Annotated in this window: 14 protein-coding genes; 11 read left to right on the forward strand and 3 right to left on the reverse strand. The window is 63.7% G+C overall.

Features of this window, described 5'->3' with window-relative positions; genetic code table 11:
• Positions 1 to 9 precede the first annotated feature (9 nt).
• The 4 genes from C7G61_RS29535 to C7G61_RS29550 are packed head-to-tail and all read left to right on the forward strand — an operon-like array spanning position 10 to position 4,426.
• Positions 10 to 1,188 carry a thiolase family protein gene (locus tag C7G61_RS29535; protein ID WP_108520411.1) on the forward strand — a complete coding sequence of 393 codons (1,179 nt, stop codon included), beginning with the start codon at positions 10 to 12 and terminating at the stop codon, positions 1,186 to 1,188.
• Positions 1,185 to 2,426, forward strand: coding sequence for an SDR family NAD(P)-dependent oxidoreductase (locus C7G61_RS29540; RefSeq protein WP_108520413.1), 1,242 nt, complete (start codon positions 1,185 to 1,187; stop codon positions 2,424 to 2,426). Before C7G61_RS29535 ends, C7G61_RS29540 begins: the two co-directional genes overlap by 4 nt.
• A gap of 29 nt (positions 2,427 to 2,455) precedes the next feature.
• Positions 2,456 to 3,241, forward strand: coding sequence for a cyclase family protein (locus C7G61_RS29545; RefSeq protein WP_108520415.1), 786 nt, complete (start codon positions 2,456 to 2,458; stop codon positions 3,239 to 3,241).
• Between the two features lie 27 nt (positions 3,242 to 3,268).
• Complete coding sequence (locus tag C7G61_RS29550) at positions 3,269 to 4,426, forward strand: ABC transporter substrate-binding protein (protein WP_108520417.1); 1,158 nt, start codon at positions 3,269 to 3,271, stop codon at positions 4,424 to 4,426.
• Between the two features lie 17 nt (positions 4,427 to 4,443).
• Here the strand turns inward: C7G61_RS29550 and C7G61_RS29555 are convergent, their stop codons facing one another.
• Positions 4,444 to 6,063: an AMP-binding protein gene (locus C7G61_RS29555; RefSeq protein ID WP_108520419.1), complete on the reverse strand. Its 1,620-nt coding sequence runs from the start codon at positions 6,061 to 6,063 to the stop codon at positions 4,444 to 4,446.
• Between the two features lie 173 nt (positions 6,064 to 6,236).
• Here C7G61_RS29555 and C7G61_RS29560 point away from each other — a divergent pair, with 173 nt between their 5' ends.
• Positions 6,237 to 7,880, forward strand: a complete 1,644-nt coding sequence (locus C7G61_RS29560) for an ATP-dependent acyl-CoA ligase (protein ID WP_244608522.1) — start codon at positions 6,237 to 6,239, stop codon at positions 7,878 to 7,880.
• Positions 7,881 to 7,897: 17 nt separating this feature from the next.
• Here the strand turns inward: C7G61_RS29560 and C7G61_RS29565 are convergent, their stop codons facing one another.
• On the reverse strand, positions 7,898 to 8,407 hold the full coding sequence (locus C7G61_RS29565) for a MarR family winged helix-turn-helix transcriptional regulator (protein ID WP_108520423.1): 510 nt from the start codon (positions 8,405 to 8,407) through the stop codon (positions 7,898 to 7,900).
• Between the two features lie 355 nt (positions 8,408 to 8,762).
• Between C7G61_RS29565 and C7G61_RS29570 the strand changes: the two genes are divergently transcribed.
• The 5 genes from C7G61_RS29570 to C7G61_RS29590 all read left to right on the forward strand — a co-directional run bounded on the left by C7G61_RS29570 (position 8,763) and on the right by C7G61_RS29590 (position 12,613).
• Positions 8,763 to 9,278 (forward strand): acyl-CoA thioesterase, encoded by a 516-nt coding sequence (locus tag C7G61_RS29570; RefSeq protein WP_108520425.1) that lies wholly within the window; start codon positions 8,763 to 8,765, stop codon positions 9,276 to 9,278.
• 251 nt (positions 9,279 to 9,529) lie between these two features.
• Positions 9,530 to 9,784, forward strand: coding sequence for a DUF3551 domain-containing protein (locus C7G61_RS29575; protein WP_108520428.1), 255 nt, complete (start codon positions 9,530 to 9,532; stop codon positions 9,782 to 9,784).
• A 94-nt stretch (positions 9,785 to 9,878) separates the two neighbouring features.
• A complete protein-coding gene (gene pgm, locus C7G61_RS29580; RefSeq protein WP_108520431.1) occupies positions 9,879 to 11,519 on the forward strand; it encodes a phosphoglucomutase (alpha-D-glucose-1,6-bisphosphate-dependent) in 1,641 nt (546 codons plus the stop codon).
• A gap of 259 nt (positions 11,520 to 11,778) precedes the next feature.
• The gene (locus C7G61_RS29585) at positions 11,779 to 12,105 is read left to right on the forward strand and encodes a hypothetical protein (RefSeq protein ID WP_108520433.1); all 327 of its coding nucleotides are present in this window, start codon (positions 11,779 to 11,781) and stop codon (positions 12,103 to 12,105) included.
• A gap of 58 nt (positions 12,106 to 12,163) precedes the next feature.
• On the forward strand, positions 12,164 to 12,613 hold the full coding sequence (locus C7G61_RS29590) for a helix-turn-helix domain-containing protein (RefSeq protein WP_108520435.1): 450 nt from the start codon (positions 12,164 to 12,166) through the stop codon (positions 12,611 to 12,613).
• Positions 12,614 to 12,671: 58 nt separating this feature from the next.
• Here C7G61_RS29590 and C7G61_RS29595 read toward each other — a convergent pair whose 3' ends face one another.
• Positions 12,672 to 13,226, reverse strand: a complete 555-nt coding sequence (locus C7G61_RS29595) for a hypothetical protein (protein WP_145963705.1) — start codon at positions 13,224 to 13,226, stop codon at positions 12,672 to 12,674.
• A gap of 68 nt (positions 13,227 to 13,294) precedes the next feature.
• Between C7G61_RS29595 and C7G61_RS29600 the strand changes: the two genes are divergently transcribed.
• Positions 13,295 to 14,656 (forward strand): YcaO-like family protein, encoded by a 1,362-nt coding sequence (locus C7G61_RS29600; RefSeq protein WP_108520439.1) that lies wholly within the window; start codon positions 13,295 to 13,297, stop codon positions 14,654 to 14,656.
• Positions 14,657 to 14,692 lie beyond the last annotated feature (36 nt).

A 14,692-nucleotide genomic window follows, 5' to 3' on the forward strand; every position in this document is an offset into this window, starting at 1 on the left:
GGCAGTCCGATGCAGAACTCCATCCGAACACCTTATGATCGGGTCGTGATGGCGGTTCCGGTAACGATTCCCTATACGCGCTACTCGATCGAGAGCGCGCAATGGTGGATCGGCCGCGCGCTGAAATCGCTGGTCGATGGGGCCGGGATCACGCCGCGCGACATCGACGGCTTCTGTGTTTCGAGTTTCACGGCGGGGCTCGATAGCGGGATCAGCCTCACCCAGCACTTCGGACTGTGCGTGCGATGGATCGACACCATTCCGCTCGGGGGCGCGAGCGCGATTGCTGCGCTCCGGAAAGCCGCGCGGGCAGTGCAGGCGGGTGACGCCCGCATCGTGGCGTGCGTGGCGGGTGATACCAACCACGTCGACTCCTTCCGCTACACGCTGGAGAATTTCTCGCGCTTCAATCAGGATGCCGTCTATCCCTATGGCGCAGGTGGCGCCAATGCGAGCTTTGCGCTGATCGCACGCAACTACATGCGGACGTTCGGCGCGCGGCGCGAGGATTTCGGCAAGATCGCGGTGGCCCAGCGCAGCAACGCGCTTCGCAATCCCCATGCCCTGATGAAAGCGCCGCTGACGATCGAGCAATACATGTCGGCGCGGCCGATCGCCGACCCGATCCATTTGTTCGACTGCGTGATGCCGTGCGCGGGCGCGGAGGCCTTCCTGGTGATGAGCGAGGACGTCGCCGCATCCCTGAACCTGCCCGCAGCCAAAATTCTCTCTACGATCGAGCGTCACAATGCGTTCAGCGACGATCCCGTTCAGGTGCGCGGTGGATGGGCGATGGACGTCGACGAGCTCTACGCGATGGCCGGTGTCAAGCCTGATGATCTCGACTTCGTCCAGACCTATGACGATTACCCCGTCATTTCGATGATGCAGTTCGAGGACCTCGGCTTCTGTCGCAAGGGTGAAGGGCCTGATTTCGTGCGGCAGCATGACCTTACGATCGACGGCAGCTTCCCGCACAATACCTCCGGCGGCCAGCTCTCGGTCGGGCAGGCCGGCGCGGGCGGCGCCTATCTCGGGGTGGTCGAGGCATTGCGGCAGGTGCTCGGGCAGGCCGGTCCGACGCAGGTTAGGGATGCGCGCATCGGGTTGGCGTCAGGCTTTGGAATGATCAACTATGATCGCGGCCTCGCCTCGGGCGCGGCGATCCTCGCGGGACCAGGCTCATGATCGAACCGATCGTAAAACCGCGCCGGAAGAATCCGCTGTTGCGGACGCGGTTGCCGACGTCGCCGCCGCGCGCGCGCAGCCGCGCGTCGCACGGCTTTACGCGGGCCGCTGCCGAAGGCCGTTTCATGCTACAGCGCTGCGGCGGTTGCGGGGCGTTCTGCTATCCGGCGCGTGATGCGTGCCCCGCGTGCCTTTCCGCCGATCTTATTTTCACGGACGCGCCGCGGCGCGGCACGCTCTTGAGCGAAACCACGCTGCACGTCCCGGCCGATGTGCACTTCCGCGAGCGCGCGCCATGGCGCGTCGGCCTGGTTGCGATGGAATGCGGACCGAAACTGGTGACGCACCTGCATGCCGATTGCGAAGAGGGGCAGCCGGTCGTGATGTCGTTTCAATTGGACAAGAGCGGGCAGGCAGTGGCCTTCGCGCACCCCGAACGTGAGACCCCCAACATGACGGATGACAGGCAGTGGCGTGAAATGACCGCCGATCCGAAATTCCGGCGCGTTCTGGTGACGAACGGGCGGAGCATCGTCGGTCAGGAAGTGGTGGCCGGGCTGAAGGCTGCCGGCGCATCGATCGTATTCGTCGGCGTCGCCGAGCCGTGGAAGCCGTTCCGCGGCGAGGATGCGCTGCGCGCGCTCGAGGGCGTCGAGATCGTGCCGCTCGATATCGGCGACGAGAAGTCCGTCGCGGATCTCGCGGCTGATATCGGCGGCAAGGTCGATATCCTCATCAACACTTCCGAGCATATCCGCGCCGGCGGGTTGCTCGATCGTCAGGGCACCAGCATCGTGCGCGACGAGATCGACCAGAGCTATCTCGGCTTCGTGCATCTGGCGCAGGCGTTTGGGCCGGCGATGCGGATGCGTGGTTCTGACGGCGTCAATAGTGCGGCCGCCTGGGTCAATATCCTGTCAGTCTATGCGCTCGCGAACTGGCCGGTGTTCGGTGCGTATTCTGCGTCGCAGGCAGCTTGTCTCTCATTGTCGCACTGCCTGCGGGCGGAGCTTCGCCCGGGCGGCGTCAAGGTAGTCAACGTGTTCACGGGGCCGCTCGATATCGAATGGTTCCAGACGGTGCCGCCGCCGAAGGTGGCGCCTCGCGCGGTTGCGACCGCGATCGTGTCGGCGCTCAAGCGCGGACTGGAAGACGTGTTCGTGGGTGATGTCGCCGAGGACATTCGCCAGCGCCTTGCGGCCAACCCCAAGGCGGTCGAACGTGAGCTCGGGGCGTAGGCGGGTATGCTAAAAACGGGAGAAGCGCAATGGACAGCAATGGTCTCATGCAATTTGCCGGCGCGGTCGCATCCGGCGCGGTGCGCGTCGTCGATCTGACCTTCACGCTCAGCCCGGACTTCCCCGTCATCGTGCTGCCGCCGGAATTCGGCCAGGCCGCGCCTGTGCGCATCCAGCAGATTTCGCGCTACGACGCGAGCGGTCCTGCCTGGTACTGGAACAACCTGACCTTCGGCGAGCACACCGGTACGCATTTCGATGCGCCGATCCATTGGTTCACCGGCAAGGATCTGCCGAACAACGCAGTCGACACGCTCCCGGTGCGCGACATGATCGCGCCGGCCTGCGTGATCGATTGCTCGGCGCAAGCCGCAAAGGATGCGGATTTCCTTTTGACGATTCCGGTCATTGAGGCTTGGGAAAAAAGCCACGGGCGGATTCCGGAACGGCACTGGGTGCTGCTGCGCACCGACTGGTCGAAGAAGGGCTGGCGCGACTACGCTAATTTGAAGGACGACGGCGCGCACACGCCCGGACCGGATGCCGCCGTGATGCGCTGGCTGGTCGAGGAGCGCGGCATCATCGGCCTTGGCACCGAGACGATTGGGACCGATGCCGGCCAGGCCGGTCATCTCGAGCCGCCCTATCCGGCACACCATTTTCTTCACGGTGGCGGGCGTTACGGCCTGCAATGCCTGTGCAATCTCGATCAGCTCCCGCCGACCGGCGCGGTGATCGTGGCCGCGCCGCTCAAGATCCAGAACGGCTCCGGCAGTCCGCTGCGCGTGCTTGCGCTGGTACCAGGGCAGGGTTGAGCCCATTCGTCCACATCGAGTGACATCATGAAAAACAACAAGACTCTGTTGATCAGCGCCGCGCTCCTGCTCGGCGCGATCGCGCCGGCGCGTGCCGAAATCCTCGTCGGTTTCGTTACCGGCCTTAGCGGGCCGGTGTCCTCGATCGGCGTGCCGAACGCCAAGGGGCTAGCGGCCGGACAGGCCTATGTCGGCGAGGTCGATGGCGAGAAAGTCCGCGTCATCCAGCTCGACGACGGCTCGGACCCGGCTGCGTCGACGCGCAACGCCCGCAAGCTGGTCGAGCAGGAAAAGGTCGACTTCCTGATCGGCACGTCAGGTGCACCGCAGACGCTGGCGATGGCCACCGCGGCGATCGAGATGAAGGTTCCGATGGTCGCGGTCTCGCCGATCGCGCCGGTGCCGGCCGGGGAGGGCGGACCGTGGGTGGTGCAAACACCGCAGCCGACGCCGCTTCTCGTTCAGGGCATCGTCGACCACATGAAGAGCCGCAACGTGAAGACGGTGGCTTTCATCGGTTTCTCCGACGCTTTTGGCGACCTGATGTACAACTCGCTGCTGCAAGCCGCTGAGAAGGCCGACATCAAGGTGATCGCGAACGAACGCTATGCGCGTTCCGACAACTCGGTCACCGCGCAGGTGCTGCGTGCGGTTTCCTTGCGCCCCGATGCGATCATGCTGGGCGGTACCGGAACGCCCGGTGCGCTGCCCGTGATCGCGCTGGCCGAGCGCGGCTACAAGGGCCCGCTCTACGGCAATCACGGCATGATCAGCGCGGACTTCCTGCGGCTTGCCGGCAAATCCGCCGAGGGCATCATCTGCCCGACCGGGCCGGTGACAGCGGGCGAACAGCTTCCCGAGAGCAATCCGATCCGCAAGGTCGTCCTCGCATTCCGTGCGGCCTATGAGAAGGCCAATGGCGAGGCACCGGCCGATGCATTCTCGCCCTATGCCTTCGATGGCTGGCTGGTGTTCATGGATGCCGCCAAACGCGCAAAGGCGACGGGTGCTGTGGCCGGGACGCCGGCTTTCCGCAACGCGCTGCGCGAGGCGCTGTTCACGACCAAGGACGTCGTCGGCGCGCACGGCATCTACAGCTACACGCCGGCCGACCGCCACGGCGTCGACAGCCGTGCGCGGATCCTGGTCCAGATCGAAAACGGGAAGTACAAGCTGCTGCCGTAACAGCAGCAGCCCGCGGCTCAGGCGTGGCGCAGCTTCGCCTTCAGCGCGCGCATGTCGATCGCGCGGTTGGCGCTGACGGCGGCAGCCGCGAGCGTCTTGATCTCACCCCGGGCGAGCTTGCGCGTCGATGACAGCGGTAGTTCGTCGACGATGGCGACGTAACCGGGCACCTTGTGATAGGCGAGACGCTCGGCGCAGGTCTTGACGATCGAGGCCGCGAGCGCGTCGGCGTCGTCAATCTTTTCATTCGGCACGACGAACGCAAAGACCTCCTCGCCGCGGATGTCGTCGGGTACGGGCGTCACCGCGCAGCCGCCGATGCGCGTATCCATGTACAGCGCGCTTTCGACCTCAAGCACGCCGATGTTCTCGCCGCTGCGCCGCACGATGGTCTTCTTGCGATCGAAGAAATACATCAGCCCGTCTTCGTCGGCGAAGACGAGGTCTCCGGTATGGAACCAGCCGTCCTGCCACGCCGCTTCGGTGGCTTCCTCGTCCTTTAGATAGCCGCTGAAGAATCCGGCCCTGATATCGTCGCCCTTGGCGCGGACCAGCAATTCGCCGGGTTTCCCAAGCGCGACATCGCCGCCCTGATCGTCAACAAGGCGATATTCCATGCCTTCAGATGGCCGGCCGACGCAGCGCGCGCCAAAGCCTGCCGGTTCGCGCGACGTGGTCGTGGCCGCCGCGCCCCCGGTCTCGGTCATCGCCCAGGCCTCGACGATCGGGATGCGATAGCGCTCCTCGAAGGTGGCGCGGTGGCGGACATCGACGCCGGGCGCGAAGGCGAAACGCACGCGGTGCTGACGCTCCACTTCGGTCACCGGCAGTTGCAGCAGAATGGCGGGGATGACGCCGAGACAATGCACGACGGTTGCGCCGCTATCGGCCACGCATTGCCACCATCGGTTGGCGTGAAATCGGTCGAGCGGCACCACGGCACCACCGAGCACTATCATGCCGACGGCGCTGCAGCCGAGCGCGTTCATGTGAAACATCGGCAGCGGCGTCAGGTTGATCTCGCGGTCCGGCTGCAGCTCGGCGACGCCGCCCTGTGCGAGGTACCAGTCGGCGACCTGCAGGAAATAGCGGTTCGAGAGCATGCAGCCCTTGGGTTTGCCAGTGCTGCCTGAAGTAAACAGCAGCGCGCATTCGGCGTTGAACTCGGCATTCTGCGCGACGACGTCCGTCTGGCATGGGGGAATGCGGCTGTCGGTATCGATCAGGCGGGCGCGCCCGAGTGCCGCCCCCTTCGTCACCAGCATGCGATCCGGCGTCGCCACCAGCAGGTCGGCCTGCGACAGTTCGAGTTGAAAGGACAATTCGTTAGGCCGGACGTCCGGGTTGATCGGAACGATCGAAACCCCGAGCGCATTGAGAGCGAGCCAATGCAGGAAGAAGACCGGGCGATTTTCAAGCAGCAAGGCAATCCGCGCCCCGCGTCCGTAGCCGGCAGCCGCGTATTCGGCGCGCAGCCGATCTACTTCGGTCTTGAACGCGCCGTATTCGATCTTGAATCCTTCCGGCGCGTAGGGCAGTCCCGCGCTTGCAGGCGCCAGCAGGAATGGCGCGTCCGGCCGCCTTGCGGCCGTGGCCGCGAAGGCATCGGATGGCGATCGATACGTGTCGAGGCTCATTGCGGATGTGGCTCCTGTTCGTGCCTCCAGCCGCCGAAACGGATGGCCGCCGGAACCCGCGCGCAGCCCCTTGCTGCGGCGGCAGCTTTCGTGAATACTTTAAGCCTAAACTATCTCGTCGGCCAAGAGCGATCTATCGCAGACCAGCCCGGCGAAACCCTTGGGAGGCGCGTGTGCAGGCAGGTGAGAGCAGCGCGGCCAGGCAGCGGCAGGGTACGCCGATCTGGTCGCAGGCGGTCGAGCGCTTCCCGCCGGTGGACCGGGTTCTCTCGACCATCCTGACGCGGCAGGCCGCGCAATACCGCGACCGCACGCTGTTTGTCTTCGGCGAAACGCGATGGAGCTATGCCGAGACGGCTGCGATCGCCGCCGCATCCGCGGCCCGCCTGATGCGCGCCGGAATTCAGGCCGGCGACCGTGTCGCGCTGATGTGCTCGAATCGGCCGGAATTTCTGGAAGTCTATCTTGGCTGTGCCTGGATGGGCGCCGTGACCGTGCCGATCAACACCGCGTTACGTGGCATTCAGCTCAGCCACATCCTGCGCAACTCCACGCCGAAATTGCTGGTGATCGAGTCTGGCTTTATGCCGGCCATCGAAACGCTGGAAAGCGACGTGGCGCTGCCGGATATTATCTGGACGATCGGAGAAGGCGCCGCGCTTCCGGTCATATCAGGATCGATCAGGCCGCTGCCCGCGCTCGGCGAGGGGGCATCGCCCGCGCCGGTGCGGCCGGACGACACGGTCGCGATCCTCTATACGTCGGGTACCACGGGGCCTTCAAAAGGCGTCTGCTGCCCGCAGGCACAGATGTTTTGGTGGGGCGTCTACTCGGCGCGCGCGCTCGACGTCCGCGAGGGCGACGTGCTGTTCACGACGCTGCCGCTGTTCCACACCAATGCGCTGAATGCGTTCTATCAGGCGCTGCTGAACGGCTGCACCTACGCGCTGGAGCCGAAATTCTCCGCCTCCGGTTTCTGGGCCGCGGCGCGACGGCATCAGGCAACCGTCGGCTATCTCCTCGGCGCGATGGCCGTGATGCTGCTGGCGCAACCGAAATCCGCGGCCGACACCGCGCATTTCCTGCGGGTCGCACTCGGCGGCGGCGTCCCCGGTCAGTTTCACGGTCCGTTTCTCGAACGTTTTGGCGTGCCGCTGCTCGACGGCTACGGCTCGACCGAAACGAATTTCGTGTTCGCGGGCACGATCCCGTCCGATCGCCCCGGCACGATGGGCCATCTTGTCGAGGGCGTGGAGGCCTGCATCGTCGATCCCGACGACGCGCCTCTCCCTGACGGTGAGGCCGGCGAACTGCTGCTGCGCTCGCGCGAGCCGCTGGCCTTCGCGACGGGTTATTTCGAAATGCCGGACAAGACGGCCGAAGCGTGGCGAAATCTCTGGTTTCACACCGGCGATCGCGTCGTGCGCGATGCGGATGGCCATTACCGCTTCGTCGACCGGATGAAGGATTCCATCCGCCGGCGCGGCGAAAATGTTTCATCCTGGGAGGTCGAACAGGTGCTGCTGAAGCATCCGGCGATCGCTGCCTGCGCCGTCTATCCGCTGCCATCCGAACTCGGCGAGGACGAGGTTGCGGCGGCCGTTCAGCTCGAACCCGGTCATGCGCTGGAGCCGATCGATGTCGTCAGGTACTGCGAGGGTAAGATTGCCTATTTCGCCGTTCCGCGGTTTGTCCGGATCGTCGCCGAAATGCCGCTCACTGAAAACGGCAAGATCCGAAAGGTCACGCTGCGCGAGGCCGGGAGGACTCCCGATACGTGGGACCGCGATGCCGCAGGATACAAGCTGCGCCGCTAGCCTCGCGGCGCGCGCGATCAAGCGCGGGCCTGCTCCGTCGCGCGCTTCACGGCGTTCTTCAGGTCGTCGAGTTCCTTGACCAATCCGTCGAGCCTTCCTTTCGGAACCTCGGCCAACAGCGAAGCCAGCCAGAGGCCGTGCTTCTTCGCCATCCGCCTGAACGCCTTCCTGCCCGCGGACGTCATGCAGACGATCTGCACGCGGCGGTCGAGCGGCGACGGCGACCGCGTGATGAAGCCGTCTTCGACCAGGCGATCCACGATCGGGGTCAGATTCCCGGCCGTGACCATCAACCGCTTTGGCAACTCGCCCAGCACCAGCCCGACAGGCTCGCGATCGAGCTGCGCCAGCACGTCAAAGCGCGGCATCGTGAAGTCGAACTCTTCGCGGAACTGACGGCGAAGCTCGGCGCCGATCAAGGACGTACAGGCAAGCAGGCGAAGCCATACCCTGACCTGGGCGCGGTTGTCCGTGTCGTCCTCGGCCATGTTCTCTTCGTCGATCAGCGCGATCTCCTTGCCGGCCATCAACCCATGCCTCCCGACGTTCCCTGTGCAGCCGAGCGGATCGGCGCAAAGGCTCTGAAATGAACGTGTAAATCCTTTGGGACCAAATCAAGTGCCCGGTCCGAACGATCCCGCTCCCGGTTCGGTTGCCTGCAGCACCCACGACCGTAGTAGAGGATATCGTGGCGAAGCAAGCGGGGCGGGCCTGCGCCACGCAGGAAACCGCTTAAATTTCTGAAAAAGGCGCCTGCGCGCCTCGACACGGAATCGCCGATTGAGGGGCGTGGCACGGCGTCTGGAGACTTCAATGCTCGACTCTGCACACCGGCCCGGCTATAAAAAAATGCTTTAGACCTAAACTAAATGAGCCCGGCGCATGGCCCGTTTTGAATCCCTGACACTCTCCGAGTTGCCGAGCGGCGTCTGGCGCACGCGCCTGCGGGTACGCTTCGGCTCGTGCGATCCGGCCGGAATCGTCTACACGCCGGAATATCTCAATTTGTTCAACGGCGTGATCGAGGACTGGTACGGCGATGCGCTGGGACTGCCCTATCATGAACTGGTCGGAACACGGCGGACCGGCCTCGGCTATGCGCACGTCTCGGCGGATTTCGCCAAGCCCAGCAGCATGGGCGACGTGCTCGACGTCGCCGTCATCGTGCGCGACATCGGACGCACCTCGATGAAGCTCACGGTTCACGCGTTCAAGGATGGCACCGAGTGCGTCCGCGCCACCTTCGTAACCGTGACGACCTCGCTGGTGGACCACAAATCGATTGCGTTGCCGGATGACATGCGTCTCGCGTTGAAGAATTACCAGGCGCGTTGCGAGGAGCCGGCCAGCCCTGCCTCAACAAGCCTCAGACACGGACCGAGCAGCCTGCCGGCGTGATGGCCGCTATCAGGCTGGAGCGAGCCCATTGCTGCGAAGTCTTTTCCGGCATCGTTTGACCGCCATTAGCCGATCCCACGCGATATTGTTTGCCAATCGCCAGTGTCCGTCGTGCTTAAACGCCGAAATTGACCGCAAGCGGCCGGCAACTCGTCGATCTTGGATTTTTGCGATCACTTCCCATCTGTTTGTAGACAGGAAGTACTTGAGCTCTACATTGTCTTGTGTCTCCGTCCCGAAGGACCTCCACAATGCGCGTGTTGGCTTGTACGATTCTGACGATCGGACCGATGCTGGTCGCCGCGCCTGCACACGCCCAGACCTATGATCCAAACTTCCCGGTCTGCCTGCAAACCTACGCCATTGGCGGCGGCAGTATCGACTGCAGCTTTACGTCGCTGGCGCAGTGTGCCGGGTCCGCATCGGGCCGCGCGGCGCAGTGCCTGAACAATCCGTATTTCGCACATGGCGACAGGAAACCGCCTCGGCAACGCGGCGTTTACTAGGGCGGCAGCACGCGCTGGAGGCGCCATGCTCAACTTTGCCCACGTCATCGCTTCTACGTATAGTCAGGCGAAACCACCCATTCCGTGAGGTCTCGTGACTGCTCCCAATCCCGCTGCCGGCAAACCGGTCGATCCCGCCTCCCTTGTCAACGTGTCGCAGTTGGTAACGGCCTATTTCACGTCGAAACCGGATCCCTCCGATCCTGCCCAGCGCGTCGCCTTCGGAACCTCGGGGCATCGCGGGACTTCGCTGAAGAACTCGTTCAACGAAAACCATATCCTGGCGACGACGCAGGCGATCTGCGACCACCGCCGCGAAACCGGGCTCACCGGTCCGCTGTTCGTCGGCATCGATACCCATGCGCTCGCCGAGCCGGCGCTGGTGAGTGCGGTGGAAGTGTTTGCCGCCAACGGCGTCGACATCATGATCGACGAGCGCGGCGGCTACACGCCGACGCCTGTGATCTCGCATGCGATCCTGAGCTACAATAAAGGCCGAACGAGCGGACTTGCCGATGGCGTCGTCATCTCGCCGTCGCATAATCCGCCCGAGGATGGTGGCTACAAATACAACCCGCCGCATGGTGGCCCGGCCGACACGGATGTGACGGCCAGGGTCGAAAAGGCCGCCAACGCCTACATGGAAGCCGACATGAAGGGCGTTGTGCGGGTGTCGTATGAGCGCGCCCGCAAGGCGCCTTCGACACATCTGCACGACTATGTCAGTCCCTATGTCGCCGATCTCGGCAATGCCGTGGACATGGCGCTGATCAAATCATCGGGCGTGAAAATCGGGATCGATCCGCTGGGCGGCGCCGCCGTTCACTACTGGGCGCCGCTGATCGAGCGTTATGGGATAGATGCGACCATCGTCAACGATGCCGTCGATCCGACGTTTCGGTTCATGACGGCGGACTGGGATGGAAAAATCCGCATGGATTGCTCCTCGCCGTTCGCGATGGCGAGCCTGATTGCGATGCGCGACAGGTTCGACGTCGCCTTTGCCAACGATACCGACGCCGACCGGCACGGCATCGTGACGCGCACGGGCGGGCTGATGAACCCGAACCATTTTCTCGCCGCGGCAATCGCCTATCTGTTCGAGCATCGGCCGCAATGGGGCAGCGAGGCCGCGATCGGCAAGACCATCGTCTCCAGCTCGATCATCGATCGTGTCGCCGGCAAGCTGAAACGCAAGCTGGTCGAAACCCCGGTCGGCTTCAAATGGTTCGTCGAAGGCCTCGGCACCGGTGCGTTCGGATTCGCCGGCGAGGAAAGCGCCGGTGCTTCGTTCCTCAAGCGCGACGGCTCGGTCTGGACGACCGACAAGGACGGCATGGTGATGGGGCTGCTCGCTGCCGAAATCCTCGGGCGCACCGGCGGCGACCCAAGCCAGTTGTTTGCCACCCTCACGGCCGAACTCGGCGTGCCCTATTACGAGCGGATCGACGTGCCGGCGACGCCGAAACAGAAGAGTGCGCTGAAGGCGCTCGGGCCGGAGCAGCTTGATATGCGCCAGCTTGCCGGTGAACCGGTCAGTGCGATTCGGACCCGGGCGCCGGGTAACGATCAATCCTTCGGCGGCATCAAGGTCGAATCTGAGGCGGGATGGTTTGCCGCGCGGCCATCGGGCACCGAAGACGTCTACAAGATCTACGCCGAGAGTTTCCGGGACCGGAACCATCTGAAGGCGATTCAGCAGGACGCACAGCGCGCCATCGCGAAGGCCTTCTGATTCCGCGGCGAGGCGATTAGGTTTTTGCAATGGGAAATCCCGAATCGCTACCGAACGGCGGAAGAATCTTGCGCCAGGCAGCACCCAGCTGCGCCAGCCCTGACCAGGCTGGAACTGCGGAACTGAAGTTCGGGCGCCGTCGCGCTCGCGATCACGCTGAAATCACGAAGACCCAAGCAGTGTTAGGCTCGGGAGTTAGCTGCCAGAACGCCGACCGGGAGCGGGGGCCTTGGGAGCTATCGAGGTACCGGGGGATGAAATGAGTGCGGAATCGGTTGTCTACTATCTGAATCGCGTGCCTGAGAGCGATCCGAATGACCAAACCGAATGGCTTTTGACGGCACTGGGGCAATATACCGGCGCGGAACTGCGCGAACTGCTCTATGTAGCGGAAGAACCGGGATTCTTTGAATTGATGCGTGGGCTGTTTGCGCTCTCGGACGAGAGCCGTGCCGTCCTGCAGCAATTTCTCGAAACTGGCCGTCCGCCGGCCATGAAGGCGGCGATCGACCCGAACGGGCGGTTGACGATTGACCACGTCAATGTCGAGCAGCGCGTAAAAATGCTTCCTGTGATCGCAAATTAGTATCCTAGGCTCCCTGAGGTTGTGCTAAGGTTCCAGCTTGAACAGTTGGGAGCCGCCCATGGCGACGAGGAAGTCTGGCCCGCTCGATGCGATGGTGGGTACCAGGATTCGTATGTTGCGGATCAACCGCGGCATCAGCCAAACCGGACTCGCAGAACGAATCGGCGTTACCTTTCAACAGGTGCAGAAATACGAACGAGGCGCCAACCGGGTTGGCGCGAGCCGGTTGGCGCAAATCGCTTCCGTGCTGGACGTCTCGGTTGGCGAGTTTTTCGAATCTTCCCAGGCTAAATCTCCCGGCATGAATTCAGCGGTTCGCTTGCTTGCCGAGCCGGGCGCCTTGCGCGTTCTCAAGGCCTATGCGCGAACGCCCGGTCCGCGCGTCCGGTCTTGCATCGCGAAGCTGGTTGAAAGCATCGCCGATCGAACTTCCGGGACCAAGGCCACGGTTGCGCGTCTGAATACTGTCGATCTTGGTGAGCGGCGGAAGTTTCCCTCGCGAGGATAGTCTTCCGCAGGAAGACGAGCAGCAATCCTGTGCCGCCCCGCAAATCCGGTTGGAGGCGTCAGCCCGTCGCGCGAATCGCCAGCCGCTCCGGCGGCCTGCTGCCGGGAATGAACTCGCCGATCCAGTCACGGCGCGTCGCTTCGATATGCCAGGACATTGCCTCGGCCGAATAGGGTGCCGGATCGGGAATGTCCTTGCGGATCTCCTTGCCGTCGAGCCAGCCGCAGCTGTGCGAGTAGCGCGCCTTGCAGACGAGATGGATATCGCCGTGGTCCTGCAGCAGCACGTAGCCATCAGCCGGAAAAAATGTACCGGCGAGCTCGATCGCACCGGGCAACTGACGCACCAACAGGAATGTGCTGGTGGATTGCGATTCCGATTCGGAAACCAGTACGCCGACCAGGCAGTGGATCGGCGCGATTACCTGCGGTGCAACCAGCGCGAGAGGCTCCGTGATCGGGCCGGCCGTCGCGATCGAAAGATATTCGCCCTCTGGTCCCCAACGGCAGGCGATCAGCCACTCGCGGCTACGGCTACGAATCAAGGTCGGCTTGGCATAGTCTGAACGGGCAATATCTGCTGCCATGGCTATGACTAAGGCTTTCGCGAGCATAAATTCCTCCAGGGCGAGGGCGGGCTGGCCTCTCGTCCGCAGTCTGCCCGCCAAGTCGTGAGGTCACCGTGAGCGGTACCGAAAATTCGATACAGGAATTGTTTGCACGCGCGGCATCGTTGCTTCTCGGCAACGGAGTGGACGCCGCCGGCGATCACGATGCCGGACGTATCCTGCAGGCGCTGGAATATGCCTCGGAATCCAGCAACCGGATTGATTCGGAGGCCGCCAATCGTGCCCATTTGCTGATCGCTGCTTCCCGATTTGCGCGGGTGTTCGAACTGGCCTCACCCGATGCGCCCGGTCTGTTCAGCTTTGGTGCGCAATTCGATCCAGCGCTTGCTGATCCCTTGCATGACGGAAGCCCGATGGTCGGCGTTTCCGGCGTCGGTCTGACGTTGCGGGATGCATTTCAGGGCTGCGTCGGCGAGGGAATCGAATATCTCTCTCAATTGCAGACCGGGCGCGACGTGTTGCTCAAACCCGGCGTCGACGACTGGGCCGGAAAACTCGGTCCGAACGCGCTGGAGCTGGTCGCTGCCGTTTCGGAACGCCGCATACAACCAGAGCGGGCGCTTTCCTGGTGTCGTGCAACGCGGCTGACCGACGGTGGCGAGGTGTGGCTTCCGGCCGACATCTGCCTGCGGCGTCCGCCGGCGCAGCGCGACTTCGCGCCGCCATTCCCCTTGAGCATCGGATCGGCCGCCGGTCCGTCACGGGATGCCGCAGCACTGCACGGCCTGCTGGAATTGATCGAGCGCGATGCGGCCAGCCTATGGTGGCGGGGCGGTCAACTGGCCCGATCGATTCCGCCGCAGCATGAAGCCGGCATGGTGGCGGAAAGTTTGTTGCGGCAGCTCCGGCATGGCGCATCGGTGCAGCGCCGGACATGGCTGCTTGATATCACGACGGATATCGGCGTGCCCTGCGTCGCGGCCGTCTCGTGCCGGGCGGACGGTTCCGGTTTTGCTTTCGGCCTCGCCGCGCGGCCGGCGCTCGAGGCCGCGGTCCGCTCGGCAACGCTTGAAATGTGTCAGTTCGAACTGGCCGACGCTGTCGTCGCAACCAAACGCAGCGAGCGCGGCGATGACGCGCTCAACGCCCAGGATCGCACCCACCTGCAGCGCGCGGCGATCAATGCCGATCAGTGCAGACTGTTGCAGCCGGTCGCGGAGTACGCGGCTCATCTTCCCCTTCACGCAACTGAAGCGAGCGCGATATTTGGATTGATCGTACAGCGTTTGGAGAAACTGGGAATCGAGACATTTTGCCTTGATCTGAAGCGCCCGAGCTTCGCTGTTCCGGTGGTCCGCGTGATTGCCCCAGGGCTGCAACTCGAGCCATCCGAAATCGTCACGGCCAGGCTGCAGGATACGATTGCGCGAACCGGAGGCGGCGCAACCTATACCGGAGGTGTTTCTTTGATATAGACTGGCTGGAATTAACCAACCGGTTCCGGAAACCCT

The organism is Bradyrhizobium algeriense, from assembly GCF_003062295.1.
Taxonomy (GTDB): Bacteria; Pseudomonadota; Alphaproteobacteria; order Rhizobiales; family Xanthobacteraceae; genus Bradyrhizobium; species Bradyrhizobium algeriense.

What these genes read in the sequence shown, in the direction of transcription:
- C7G61_RS29570 (WP_108520425.1), top strand. Translation starts at nt 8,763, where the DNA reads ATGGCCCGTTTTGAATCCCTGACACTCTCCGAGTTGCCGAGCGGCGTC.
- C7G61_RS29595 (WP_145963705.1), bottom strand. Translation starts at nt 13,226, where the DNA reads ATGCTCGCGAAAGCCTTAGTCATAGCCATGGCAGCAGATATTGCCCGT.
- C7G61_RS29590 (WP_108520435.1), top strand. Translation starts at nt 12,164, where the DNA reads ATGGCGACGAGGAAGTCTGGCCCGCTCGATGCGATGGTGGGTACCAGG.
- C7G61_RS29550 (WP_108520417.1), top strand. Translation starts at nt 3,269, where the DNA reads ATGAAAAACAACAAGACTCTGTTGATCAGCGCCGCGCTCCTGCTCGGC.
- C7G61_RS29565 (WP_108520423.1), bottom strand. Translation starts at nt 8,407, where the DNA reads ATGGCCGGCAAGGAGATCGCGCTGATCGACGAAGAGAACATGGCCGAG.
- C7G61_RS29535 (WP_108520411.1), top strand. Translation starts at nt 10, where the DNA reads ATGCAGAACTCCATCCGAACACCTTATGATCGGGTCGTGATGGCGGTT.
- C7G61_RS29555 (WP_108520419.1), bottom strand. Translation starts at nt 6,063, where the DNA reads ATGAGCCTCGACACGTATCGATCGCCATCCGATGCCTTCGCGGCCACG.
- C7G61_RS29545 (WP_108520415.1), top strand. Translation starts at nt 2,456, where the DNA reads ATGGACAGCAATGGTCTCATGCAATTTGCCGGCGCGGTCGCATCCGGC.
- C7G61_RS29540 (WP_108520413.1), top strand. Translation starts at nt 1,185, where the DNA reads ATGATCGAACCGATCGTAAAACCGCGCCGGAAGAATCCGCTGTTGCGG.
- C7G61_RS29575 (WP_108520428.1), top strand. Translation starts at nt 9,530, where the DNA reads ATGCGCGTGTTGGCTTGTACGATTCTGACGATCGGACCGATGCTGGTC.
- C7G61_RS29585 (WP_108520433.1), top strand. Translation starts at nt 11,779, where the DNA reads ATGAGTGCGGAATCGGTTGTCTACTATCTGAATCGCGTGCCTGAGAGC.